The organism is Desmonostoc vinosum (genome assembly GCF_059505385.1).
The window spans coordinates 1-12,235 of record NZ_JCACKM010000028.1 but is presented as its reverse complement, the minus strand read 5'-3'; the positions used below and the strand labels follow the sequence as shown (position 1 = coordinate 12,235).

Here is a 12,235-nt window from a genome sequence, read left to right as displayed (position 1 = left end):
CGGCTTTGATTAATTAGTTTGACTGTTAATTTTTTGGAATAGCTGATCAACTTTCTCAACCATTTTTGTGTTTCCCTGAGCTTGGAATAACTCTCTAGCTTTTTTAAGATTGGCGATCGCTTCATCTAGCTTTTGTTGTCTTCCTAGGGTAATTCCCAAATTATAGTAAGCCAAGCCATAGCTAGGTGCAAGGCTAATGGCTTTTTTGTAATGGGCAATTGCTTCTTCTGACTTGCCTTGATCATCGACAGCATTTCCCAAGCCCGTGTAAGCTTCTGCGTTTTTTGGATCGAGACTGATAACTTTTGTGTATTGATTAACTGTTTCTGCTAGGTTGCCTTGAGCGTAGAATGCACTACCTAAATTGTATTGAGCATCTATATAGCTGGGATCGATGGTAATCGCTTGCTGATATTTTGTAATTGCTTCTTCTAGCTGTCCTTGGTTATACAGTGCATTTCCCAAAGCGTTATAGCCTACGGGATTTTTCGGTTCTAAACGCACAGCTTCTGTATACTCAGCTACCGCTTCTGCTGTTTTACCTTGATCAGACAAAACATTTCCTAAATAATAGTGAGCGCCTGCATAATTGGGATCAAGACTAATAGCTTTTTTGTATTGAGTGACTGCTTGATCTAGCTTGCCTTGAGCATACAGAGTATTTCCCAAAGATGCATATGCTGGTGCATAATTTGGGTCGAGACGGATGACTTGTGTATACTTAGCGATCGCTTCTGGGAGCTTTTTCTGATTGTAATAAACGTTACCTAAATTATGGTGCGCCCTGATATACTTGGGGTCAAGACCAATTGCTTTTTTATACGCTGAGATTGCTTCTTCATACTGCTCTAGCCTAGAAAAAGTCAAACCCATATTAAAGTATGCTCCAGGCTCTTTGGGGTCAAGGCTAATTGCTTTTTTGTATAAAGCGATCGCATCTTTTGGTTTACCTTGATCGTCGAGAGTATTTCCTAAAGCAATATAAGCTTGAGCATAACTAGGTTCTAATTCAATTGCTTTGCGAAAAGCTGCTTCTGCACCTTTTAAATCTCCTTGTTGATAGAGAGTAATTCCCTCATTGAAGCTAGCAACTGCTTGTTTATTGTCCGAGGCTGCTGCTATCGAAATGTCTGGAACTTGTGACAAACTGACACCAATATTTTTACCGAAGGCAGCATTTGTCTTGAGCAAACATAAGCCGATAATAGTCACAGCCAGTAAATTTTTTGTTTTGAGCATTTTTAATTTACCTACTGAGTATATAAGTAAGCGTACTTTAAATATAGTCTTCAGTTTTTATACAATAGATTCCGCAATCTAAGTTATTGCGAAACCATATTTTTCGTTATCTTTTATATTTACAAAAATATAGTATTACGCATTTAAATAGCACTTTGACTAGTGAGGGTTGTCCTTTGTCATTAGTCATTTGTCAAAAGCCTTTACCAAATGCCTTTACAAAGGACAAATCACTAATGATGATCTTCTCCCAATTACATGCCTAACCTGCTATTCATCAATTTGCCAAGAATCTTTGGTTAGTTCTTCATCAAGGATTTTCTTGGGGCGGACAATGACGATGATTCGCCCCAGTATTGGCAGTTCTGGCTCAGTTTCAAACCACTGAAAATCTAAATCGTTGCCGTTGTCAACAACAAAATAGCTGGAGGCGTCCCATTGTCGTTGGGCGCGATCTACGACTACGAGTACTTGTTCTAACTTTTGTGTTTGATTGGGGAAGCGATCGCTATTCGCTAAAATCACCACTGCATCTTCTGCACTCAACAGCACTCGCCAACCCGGTAAAGGTACCCAAGCTTGTTCTCCGGTAAATTTGACTAGGCGGAATGGTTCGATTTCTTCTACCAAGGGCACCGATTTTAAATCTTGAGGTGTCAACGGCAACTTACCTACTACAGGGAATATCCGGGGAAGTTCATCTTCAGAGTCGAGCCTATAGAAGGGAATAGTTGGAGTCGGGCGTTTCGGTACAACAGAAAAATCTACAAGTAATTGTTCTATTTGCTTCCTAGCTGTTTGCGTATGAGCAAAACGTAAACCTTTGGCAATGAGGCGCGATCGCTCTTGTAAATCTGTATTTTGCCGTGCTAATCTCCAAGCTTGGTAGGCAACAGCATCTCCAGAATGGTTAGAAAATCCTTCTGGCAAAGTCCGAAAGTAAGAAAAGTCTTTAATTGCTTTTGCCACTTCTCGCGCTTCATCGGCATCAAGTTTGTGCAAGAAGGTAAGTTCAGCAGCGCTAGCGCGTTCTTCCTGGCTGAGTAAGCGTAGCTCATAGAGAATATCACTACCGCGCGTGGCGTAGTGCGATCGCGCTGCTGCTGATGCTCCTGCCTTTTCTATCGAATTGTAAACTTGAGAACCAACAACTACCTGATTTTGTTGAATTGGCTCAAATCCAGTTGCTTCAAAGATATCTTGGGGATTGTAGCCAGCTTTTTGTAGGTAGGCGATCGCTATTCCCCATTCCACCCAATTACCTTGCTTTTGTCTGAGCTTTTGCAAAAATTCTTGTGCTACATCATTCTCAGGATTTTGAGGGCTAGATGGTAGGTCAGTCATAATCGGCGGTGGGAGCTTTAACTTAAGAACAACAAGGAAAATCAGACCTGATCAGCAAGTCTTATTTTAGGATAATTTGCAACAGTAATATCTGTAATACTTGCGGGCTATTCTCAATCAACCCTGGTATGGAATATAACAAAAGGATAAATATTAAAAGGAAATATCTGATGGATAGTCCTAGTCTTGAAATCGATAAAGTCCGCCACCAGTTGATGACTCTGGAGCGACCGAAAAAACTTAAAATCCTAGTAGTTGACGATGAGCCTGATAACCTAGATTTACTTTATCGTACCTTTCGCCGCGACTTTAATGTTTTGAAGGCGGATAGTGGGGTAAACGCTTTACAAGTGTTGGCCGCAGAAGGCGAAGTAGCGGTAATCATCTCCGATCAACGGATGCCAGAAATGAAAGGAACTGAGTTTTTAAGCAAGACTGTACCTCAGTTTCCTGATACGGTAAGGATAATTCTGACGGGATTTACAGATATTGAGGATTTAGTAGAAGCAATTAATGCCGGGCAGGTTTATAAATATATCACAAAGCCTTGGGATCCAGGAGAATTAAAGGCAGTAGTCCAAAGAGCCGCCGAAACCTACGATTTACTTAAACAACGTACAGAAGAATTACGCCGTGCCCATGCCCAAATGGATCTGCTAACTGTTTTGGTGCAGGTTACACAAGCGGCTCATAGCTTAGAGGAAACGCTTACACCAATTGCAATGGCTGTTGGTGAAACATTCGCGGCAGATGGCTGTATTTTGCAACTGATTAAGGGCAATACTCTGATTGCGACTCAAGGAACTTATAGTGATGTTGGTATAATAAAAAACTGGCTTGCTGAAGATCCACTCACAAGTCAAGCGATCGCCACTCAGGAAATGCAAGTTTCATTAAATATACTTAAAAATGATCAATTAAAGAGTCTTAATCACTATCAACAAACAGGTGTGCAAGCACATCTAGTGATCCCGATTAGCTATCACAAACAACTGTTAGGAGTTTTGTCACTACAGTGGAAACAACCTTGCACTTTGCGAGAAGATGAATTACAGCTAATTAATTTATCAGCACAACTAGTGGCGATCGCTTTAACTAGTAGTTCTTGTCATCAAACTGCTGTATAGTTATTTGTCCTTAGTTCTGTGTTACAAAGTTCTGACCCCCGGCTTGCGGGGGGTCAGACTTGACGCTTTGTCATTTGCCAAGAACAAATGACAAATAATCTTTGACCAATGACCAATAAAATTCAAGCTATTTTTAACCGTATTGCCCCTGTCTATGACCAATTGAACGATTGGTTGAGTCTTGGACAACACCGCATATGGAAAGAAATGACAGTGAAATGGAGTGCAGCCAAACCAGGAGATACTTGCTTGGATTTGTGTTGCGGTAGTGGAGATTTAACCTTACGTTTAGCGCGACGCGTGGGAGTCACAGGACAAGTATATGGAGTAGACTTTTCGCCAAATTTGCTAGAAACTGCAAAAGAACGCTCTCAAAAGCAATATCCCCAGCCTGTCATTACTTGGGTAGAAGCTGATGTGTTAGATTTACCCTTTAACGATGACCAATTTGACGCCGCAACGATGGGTTATGGTTTGAGAAATGTTACGGATATTCCTCGCAGCCTTAAAGAGTTACACCGTGTCTTAAAACCTGGTGCAAAAGCTGCCATCTTAGATTTTCATCGACCAAGCAATTCTCAATTACGCGCCCTTCAGCAGTGGTATTTGGATAATCTTGTGGTGCCAGTAGCAAATCATTTAGGCTTAAAAGAAGAGTACGCTTACATCAGTCCTAGCTTAGATCGCTTTCCCAATGGAAAAGAGCAAGTAGGGATAGCCCGTCAAGTTGGTTTTACATCCGTCACACACTACCCCATTGCGAACGATATGATGGGAGTGCTGGCAGTAACGAAAGCTTGATAGTTATTAGTTATTAGTAATTTATAACTAATAACCAATGACAAATGACCCTATGGGTTCGCTAGTTGCTCATGGGGGAAACCGTGCCACTTGACGCCAGTCCGCTCAAGTCGGAAAGCCCGCCCACGCGGCTGGCTGCTCTACTTGGGGAGACCCCAAGACCGCACTAGCTCACTAATGACAAATGACTAATGGCTGTAGATTGGTCTCATCTTTGGCTGTACATATCTCCTCCAATACTGGGTGCAGTAATTGGCTATTTTACGAATGATATAGCCATCAAAATGTTATTTCGTCCTTACAAAGCAATTTATATCGGAGGACGAAGAATACCTTTTACTCCTGGTTTGATTCCCCGCAATCAGGAACGTTTAGCTCTGAATATTTCTAATACAATCATGGGGTCGCTACTGACACCAGAGGAATTACAAAATCTGGCGCGACGTTTGTTACAAACAGAACGGGTGCAAGCAGCAATTCTTTGGTTATTACAACTAGCGATCGCCCAAGTAAAAACAGATACAAATCAAAAAAGCGCCAGAATTGTAGCAAATATTTTACGAGATTTATTAGGGGAATCATTGCCGCGATTACTCAAGGTTTTGGCGCGGCGTGAGGACTTTTTGGAAGCGCAGATCAATCAAATTTTTGACCAAATATTGCTAGAATTTCAACTAACTGAAGAACAAGCCACACGGCTAGCAGATTGGTTATTACAAGTTGTTTTACCACCGGATGTTCTGCGACAGGCAATAGTTGATTTTTTGACAGATCGTACAATTCAAATTGTTGACGAAAGCTTCCGAGAGAAAACCAGTGGTACATACTGGGTGGTAGCTAATTTATTTGGTTTACGCAATACTCTGACTAGATTGCGGACTTTTTGTTTGGATGAGAAAGAGGTGACAAATGCTCGTTTGCAAGAATTAACACAAGATTTGCAAATGCGCGATCGCTTCAAGAAGTTGCTGCAAAATATCTCATTACAAAACTTACCAATTGGCACAGTCCGACAACTACGAAAGACTACACGCGAAAGTGTTCGCCATTATCTACAAACTAGTGGCAGCGATTTACTCCAAGGATTAACTGACTCTGTTAATTGGGAACATATTGCTGAATTATTACTAAATCGTCTGAGTACTTCACCCGTGATGACAACTTCTTTAGAAGTTGTCAGTCAAGAGTTAGCTTTAATTTTAGAGCGGTATTTGGAGAAAGATTTAGAAGCGATTATGGCACAAGCAATTCCAATTTTGTCGATAGACCAAGTAATCGTTGACAGAGTAAAATCAACCTCACCCGCTGATTTAGAAGCTGCAATTGAGGGAATTGTCAAGAACGAATTGCAAGCGATCGTCACTTTAGGTGGAGTGCTAGGTTTTGTGGTGGGATTATTTCAAACAGCGTTTTTATTGTTGAGTCGTTAGTTGTTGGAGAACAGGCAGAGGCGCAGGGTGTATGGAAAAAATTAAATTAGGTTCTTATCCAAGGTAATAAGCTAAATGTACCTCTCTCATATATGATTAATAAACCTAAACCAATTAATATAAAAGGAACACAAGCTTTACCATAGCGACTTAAAATATAAGCGATCGCAGCTTGACGACTTAATAAATAAGCAACAATACACCAAACTCCTACTAAGAAAAAAAATACACTCAAAATTACTCCTAAACTAACGAAACTATGACCAGCAAATAACGGAATATATATACTGATATTGTCACCACCATTCGCAAAAGTTACTGTGGCAACAGTATATGTTTGAGGATGTAAAACACTCAAAATAAAAGACGATATGGGGTTAGTCGAAGATGACTGACTAAAATCAGTTGTTACTGTCTGAACTTCTGTTGTTTCTTGTTTTTTAAATACTAATTGCTTCAAACCGATCGCTATTGGTAATAATCCCAATAATCCGATAAATTCTCGTCGGATAATTAAACCACCAAAAAATCCTGGTAAACTAGCTATAACAATGGCTGCAAAACCCAAATATTGACCAATAACAATATGTGAAACGCGAAAATTAGCATCTACTTGTGAGAAAAATAGCATCAAAATAATAATGTCATCAACATTGGTAGCTGTAAAAGCAATTAACCCTTCTGTTAAAGCTGTCCATAGTTGCATCATGCTGAATATTCATTAGATACAGTTTACTATCGTAGCAGATTAAACAACTCTATCGTTATACAACTCGAAATTCCAAACAGTTTCACATTGGAAGTTAGACTACTACTAAAACAATACAACTGGGAGGTTAAGAGATATAAAACTATTTAATTCAAGATAAAATATAAAAATCTAATTCCCAATTCCTAAATTCTGTACATTCAGTTACTTTTAAAATATGAATACCTTAGTTACTGCAATTGGTACAGGAATATTTGCGTTTAGCGCCACTAATATAGATGATCTCGTTATTCTATTACTATTGTTTTCTCAAATCAATGCCAATTTCCGACCTCAGCACATCGTTGCTGGACAATATCTTGGTTTCACCGTTTTATTAATCCTCAGTTTACCTGGTTTATTTGGCGGTTTAATATTACCAAAAAATTTGATTGGATTACTCGGTTTAATTCCAATTGCAATAGGTATTAGTAACTTAATAAATCGAGAGGATGATTCACCAGCAGCAGATGTAACATTGACACCAGAATCTGAAGCATTAACTTTTTCTGGCTTTCTTTCTCCTCAAGCTTATAGTGTTGCAGCAATCACCATTGCTAACGGTAGTGATAACATTAGTGTTTATGTGCCATTATTTGCCAGCAGTAATTTAGAAAGTTTTTTAGTAATTATAAGTTTATTTCTCATTCTCTTAGGTATTTGGTGTTATATAACATATAAATTAACTCATCAGCAGGCAGTCGCTGAAGTTTTATCTCGTTATGGTAGTAATATTGTGCCTTTTGTATTGATAGGATTGGGTGCTTTTATTGTCTTAGATAGTGAGGCTTTGAGTTTAATAAAGCTAGTTGCTAGTTGTATTTGTTTGATGGTTTTAACGAAAGGGAACAGCAAAAATTAGACCGCCCACAAGAGGCGATCTTCTCCTATCAAAGACGCTTCGGTACGTAGCGGGGTAAAGCCAGCCCAACCCAGCTTTAAACCTTTACCTTCTTTCATCAAAATCCCTTTTCCCCTAATCCTCACTCTCACAGGTGTAAGTATTTTACATTCAATCTAAAATTCAATCTAAAAAAGCCTATTTTTTCGTTTTAAAATCTTTCTGTGCGTCTCCTCGTCCCCGCGTCCCCGCGTCGATCAAAACGCAAAATATTAAAAACCTACACCTGTCAGTACTCCCCATTGCCTTAAACTTTATTTAACCATTCGCTTTCCTCTGGATCTTTAAACAGTGAGGTGCTGAGATAGCGTTCGCCAAAACTAGGCTGGATCATGACGATTAAGCGGCCTGCGTTTTCTAGTCGCTGCGCTACCTGAATGGCAGCATATAAAGCAGCTCCCGCAGAAATACCTGATAGTAATCCTTCTTCTTTTGCTAAACGGCGACTGTAAGCGATCGCCTGCTCATCTGTTACCGAAATTACCTCATCTACTAGTTCCCCACGGTAAATTGCTGGGATAAATCCCGGGCCAATCCCCTGAATTTTGTGTGGCCCTGGTTTACCACCTGCCAATACTGGACTATTGTTTGGCTCAACCGCGATCGCTTGAAAACTTGGTTTGCGAGCTTTGATAACTTCTGCAACTCCCGTAATCGTCCCACCAGTACCCACTCCTGCCACGAGAATATCCACCTGTCCATCTGTATCAGCCCAGATTTCCTCCGCTGTGGTGCTGGCGTGAACGCTGGGGTTAGCCAGGTTGCGGAACTGTTGCAACATGTAAGCATCCGGCGTTTGCGCGACAATTTGCTCTGCACGTGCGATCGCCCCTCGCATTCCTTCTACTCCCGGTGTTAATTCCAGTTGTGCGCCATAAGCTCTAAGCATCGCTCGTCGTTCTTGGCTCATTGTGTCAGGCATCGTTAGAATTAAATGGTAGCCCTTAGCAGCTGCCACCATTGCCAGAGCAATTCCCGTATTACCAGAGGTCGGCTCTACCAAGATAGTTTTTTGTGGGTGAATCACACCTGCTTTCTCTGCTGTTTCTACCATGCTCACACCAATCCGATCCTTGACAGAAGCAGCTGGATTCATGCTCTCTAGCTTCACAACAATCTGAGCAACTGCTCCTAATGTTTGGGGAATCTTGTTTAATTGAACTAAAGGAGTCCGTCCGACTAACTCTGTGATATCTTTTGCTATCCGCATATGCAAACTAGTTTCTAGCTAAATATAATACATGGGACTCTGCTGTGCGCGAGCCTCTCTTTCCTGGTACAAGTCTTGGAGTGTATAACCCCTTAAAACCTCAACCGCAGCCGTATTGGCTTGCTCCCAGATTTCATAAATCAGACTTTTTTCTAAAGTAGGAGGGTTAGAGTTTCCTTTCTCTTTTCGCTCACCTTCTACCAAAGTGACAATCTCTAGCAAAGTAATCTGCCAAGGTTCACGAGTTAGCAAGAAACCTCCTTTAGAACCGCGTTGACTCTGTACCACACCAGCACGCCGTAGGCTAGTCAAAATTTGCTCCAAATAGCGCTCAGGTATGGGTTGCTTAGTTGTGATCTCACTCATAGTTAGAGGCACTTTTTTTCCGTGGTGACCTGCCAGTTCTAAAAGTGCTAGTAGAGCATATTCGACTTTAGAAGACAGATCTAAAAGAGCGTATTGTTGGCTGTTCAAGTCTGTACTCAATATACTACGGTAAATTGATGGGCTTTTAGCATACCAATATCAAAGTTAATTGTTCTTAAAGTATTGGATGTGATACTATCCCACATACTACCAATAAAACCCTAAAAGTTTATCGATTTACTGTGGATTATCTTACATAATTACCACATATGGCTAATATTGGGGGCTGGGGATTGGGGACTAGGTACTGGGTAAGAATTTCCCAATTCTGTTTGGAAACTGGGTTTAAGCATTTGGGGGTGTGAAGGTGTATGGGAAAACATTATTCCCCAATCCTCAATCCCCAACCCCCAATTCCCTATTCACCATACTTCGACTTCTCCTGTCGGAGAGGCTATACGGTAAGTGCAGCCATGCCCGCAGGGCTTTACGCTCAGTACAAGTTCCCCATTCCCCAACTATGCTACTAACCGATTTGCAAACCATTTACGAACGTGATCCCGCAGCCCGTAACTGGCTGGAAGTCTTGTTCTGTTATCCTGGGCTTCAAGCTTTAGTATTTCATCGAATAGCGCACAGGCTCAATAAAATTAGAATTCCTTTTATACCTCGGTTTATCTCCCAAATTAGTCGGTTTTTAACTGGAATTGAAATCCATCCAGGGGCAATAATTGGCAAGGGAGTATTTATCGACCATGGTATGGGAGTAGTAATTGGTGAGACAGCAATTGTCGGTGATTATGCGTTAATTTATCAAGGTGTTACCCTTGGTGGTACTGGTAAAGAAAGCGGTAAGCGCCATCCAACTTTAGGTACTCACGTAGTTGTAGGAGCAGGTGCGAAAGTATTAGGTAATATTTTGATAGGCGATCGTGTACGTATTGGTGCTGGTTCGGTAGTATTACGTGATGTGCCAAGTAATACTACTGTTGTTGGAATCCCTGGACGTGTGATCCGTCAAAACAACTCCAGTAGTAACATTTTGGATCATGATAAACTCCGAGACGTAGAAGCCGAAGTGATTCGAGCTTTATTTGAACGAGTCAAAGCTTTAGAGAAACAGCTACAGCAATTGGAACCTCAATCATCATTGTCTCCAACCGATGTAGACAACGAACAAACAGACAAAGCTAAAAACAATAATTCTGATTGGATGATTGAAGATTTTCTTGATGGTGCAGGAATTTAGAAACTTCCCAATAAATATCCCATCGCTTTTGAAGCTAAGCAGTAGGAGAGGCGGGGAAGAAATAACAAACCACCCATTCTCAATTACGAATTAGCCCAAGAACCTGATATATATATACTACGGTTAATTGATCGAGGAATTGTATTATATATCATGGTGTCATTATACTCAGCCTTTGCCAATTCACCCAGTCAAAGTGCTAAGCAGCTTTTTGCACGTCGGTCATTTCTGCCAGAGCATCAAGATAGTCTTTGGCAGATTGAAACGGGTTTTGTTCGGTCTTTTACATATTTAGAAGATGGTACAACTGTTGCTTTGGGATTGTGGGGGCCTGGAGACGTAGTTGGTAAAGCATTGTCAAAATCAGAACCATATCAAATGGAATGCTTGACTAAAGTAGAGGCGGCTATCTTACCTATAAAAGAATGGACACTTTTAACAGAAACTCTACTTAACCATATCCAGCAGGCTGAAGAACTGATGATTATTCGTAGCTACAAAAAAGTAGATACTATGCTGATCAAACTATTAGCATGGCTATCCAAAAAATTTGGTTCAGAAGTTGAGAAAGGACGGTTGATAGATATGCGTCTAACTCATGAAGACCTAGCAGAAATCCTCGGTTCAACTCGCGTAACTATCACTCGCGTTCTGGGGCAATTTGAGCAGGAAGGGTTAATCAACCGTCTGTCTTTGCATCGAATCGTGTTGCGAGAAGAAGATATTTGGTACTACGAGATTTGAAAGAGTAGACCTCTTGCAAAAGTCAGTTAAGCAGATTCAGTTTTGAGGAGACGAAGCTCATAGTTATACAAACTAGCTATGAGATTAAATCTCAAAGCAAATCTTTTTCGACGATTACGATAACGGTCAGAAAAAATTTTAAATATTTTCAGTTTTCGATTGATATGCTCACCTATTACCCGAACTTTGGCTAACTCTTGATTACTCTTTTTCTCTTCAGGACTCAGTTCACCGCCTCTAGGTTTCTTTTTTGGTATTCGGCTGTTAGCATGAAGTTTCTGAATTCCTTGATATCCTTTATCACCCAAGCATTCGATATCTTTTCTCAACCGAACTTTACTGTTTTTGAAGATACGAAAATCATGCTCTTTTCCTTTACCATGTGCGGTACAGAGGATTTCTCCAGTAGTTTGGTCTACGACAACTTGAGATTTTAATGTATGTATGAATCTTTTTCCACTGTAGAATTGTTTTTGTTTTTTTTCGGACGTTCTATTGGGCTTTCTGTAACATCTACTACTACTACCTCTATTTGATAATTTGGGTAGGAAAGCTTTTTCTTACCAGGAAGAGAAAATTCTCTTGAACTGATGAGAATATCTTCAATTTTTCTGATCACACGATATGCTGTTGACTCGTTGACTCCCCAAGATTGGCCAATATGAAAATAAGTACGGTACTCTCTCCAATACTCCAATGTCATCAACAATTGGTCTTCCAAACTCAGTTTACCTGGTCGCCCTGGTTTTAGTTTTGTTTTTGAACGCGATCGCACTACCTCCGACATCTGGCTAAAAGTCTCCGGATGCACACCACACAAGCGTTTGAATTCTTCTGGTTTGAGGTTCTTTACCTTTTCGTAGCTCATAGATGTCAAGAAAGCTCTTACCTACTTGTCCCACGCTTATAGGACTTTTGCAAGAGGTCTAGTGATTTCAAAATCCTTAACTAATTACACATAAAAATCATAGCAATAACAAAACCTCCCTTCAGATTTGAATCTGAAGGGAGGTTTTAGGTAAAATATAAACCTGGCATCGAGCGATTGTTGCGTAGGGCAACCCCTAAACTATCGT

At 40.5% G+C, this 12,235-nt stretch carries 12 protein-coding genes; 6 read left to right on the top strand and 6 right to left on the bottom strand.

Annotation, left to right across the window (positions count from 1 at the left end; genetic code table 11):
* Positions 1 to 9 precede the first annotated feature (9 nt).
* Positions 10 to 1,239, bottom strand: coding sequence for a tetratricopeptide repeat protein (locus AC5JMF_RS03790; RefSeq protein WP_495794388.1), 1,230 nt, complete (start codon positions 1,237 to 1,239; stop codon positions 10 to 12).
* A gap of 270 nt (positions 1,240 to 1,509) precedes the next feature.
* Positions 1,510 to 2,583, bottom strand: a complete 1,074-nt coding sequence (locus AC5JMF_RS03785) for a RuBisCO accumulation factor 1 (RefSeq protein ID WP_495794387.1) — start codon at positions 2,581 to 2,583, stop codon at positions 1,510 to 1,512.
* A gap of 170 nt (positions 2,584 to 2,753) precedes the next feature.
* Here AC5JMF_RS03785 and AC5JMF_RS03780 point away from each other — a divergent pair, with 170 nt between their 5' ends.
* The 3 genes from AC5JMF_RS03780 to AC5JMF_RS03770 all read left to right on the top strand — a co-directional run bounded on the left by AC5JMF_RS03780 (position 2,754) and on the right by AC5JMF_RS03770 (position 5,941).
* Entirely contained in the window at positions 2,754 to 3,710 is a 957-nt protein-coding gene (locus AC5JMF_RS03780) for a response regulator (RefSeq protein WP_495794386.1), read from the top strand.
* Between the two features lie 108 nt (positions 3,711 to 3,818).
* Complete coding sequence (gene ubiE / locus AC5JMF_RS03775) at positions 3,819 to 4,511, top strand: bifunctional demethylmenaquinone methyltransferase/2-methoxy-6-polyprenyl-1,4-benzoquinol methylase UbiE (protein ID WP_495794385.1); 693 nt, start codon at positions 3,819 to 3,821, stop codon at positions 4,509 to 4,511.
* A 191-nt stretch (positions 4,512 to 4,702) separates the two neighbouring features.
* Complete coding sequence (locus AC5JMF_RS03770; protein ID WP_495794384.1) at positions 4,703 to 5,941, top strand: DUF445 domain-containing protein; 1,239 nt, start codon at positions 4,703 to 4,705, stop codon at positions 5,939 to 5,941.
* 46 nt (positions 5,942 to 5,987) lie between these two features.
* Here the strand turns inward: AC5JMF_RS03770 and AC5JMF_RS03765 are convergent, their stop codons facing one another.
* Complete coding sequence (locus tag AC5JMF_RS03765) at positions 5,988 to 6,650, bottom strand: cadmium resistance transporter (protein WP_495794383.1); 663 nt, start codon at positions 6,648 to 6,650, stop codon at positions 5,988 to 5,990.
* 217 nt (positions 6,651 to 6,867) lie between these two features.
* Here AC5JMF_RS03765 and AC5JMF_RS03760 point away from each other — a divergent pair, with 217 nt between their 5' ends.
* Positions 6,868 to 7,551, top strand: coding sequence for a cadmium resistance transporter (locus AC5JMF_RS03760; RefSeq protein ID WP_495794382.1), 684 nt, complete (start codon positions 6,868 to 6,870; stop codon positions 7,549 to 7,551).
* Between the two features lie 286 nt (positions 7,552 to 7,837).
* Here the strand turns inward: AC5JMF_RS03760 and cysK are convergent, their stop codons facing one another.
* Positions 7,838 to 8,800: a cysteine synthase A gene (cysK, locus tag AC5JMF_RS03755; protein ID WP_495794381.1), complete on the bottom strand. Its 963-nt coding sequence runs from the start codon at positions 8,798 to 8,800 to the stop codon at positions 7,838 to 7,840.
* An 18-nt stretch (positions 8,801 to 8,818) separates the two neighbouring features.
* On the bottom strand, positions 8,819 to 9,301 hold the full coding sequence (locus tag AC5JMF_RS03750; RefSeq protein WP_495794424.1) for an RrF2 family transcriptional regulator: 483 nt from the start codon (positions 9,299 to 9,301) through the stop codon (positions 8,819 to 8,821).
* Positions 9,302 to 9,686: 385 nt separating this feature from the next.
* Here AC5JMF_RS03750 and cysE point away from each other — a divergent pair, with 385 nt between their 5' ends.
* Both cysE and AC5JMF_RS03740 read left to right on the top strand, forming a co-directional pair.
* Complete coding sequence (gene cysE, locus AC5JMF_RS03745) at positions 9,687 to 10,415, top strand: serine O-acetyltransferase (RefSeq protein ID WP_495794380.1); 729 nt, start codon at positions 9,687 to 9,689, stop codon at positions 10,413 to 10,415.
* Between the two features lie 153 nt (positions 10,416 to 10,568).
* Positions 10,569 to 11,159, top strand: a complete 591-nt coding sequence (locus AC5JMF_RS03740; protein ID WP_495794379.1) for a Crp/Fnr family transcriptional regulator — start codon at positions 10,569 to 10,571, stop codon at positions 11,157 to 11,159.
* A gap of 26 nt (positions 11,160 to 11,185) precedes the next feature.
* Here the strand turns inward: AC5JMF_RS03740 and AC5JMF_RS03735 are convergent.
* Positions 11,186 to 12,027 (bottom strand): IS5 family transposase gene (locus tag AC5JMF_RS03735; RefSeq protein ID WP_495794378.1). Its coding sequence is split into 2 segments (ribosomal slippage): positions 11,186 to 11,643 and positions 11,643 to 12,027, totalling 843 coding nucleotides; the frame shifts between segments, so codons are not numbered across the junction.
* Between the last annotated feature and the right edge of the window lie 208 nt (positions 12,028 to 12,235).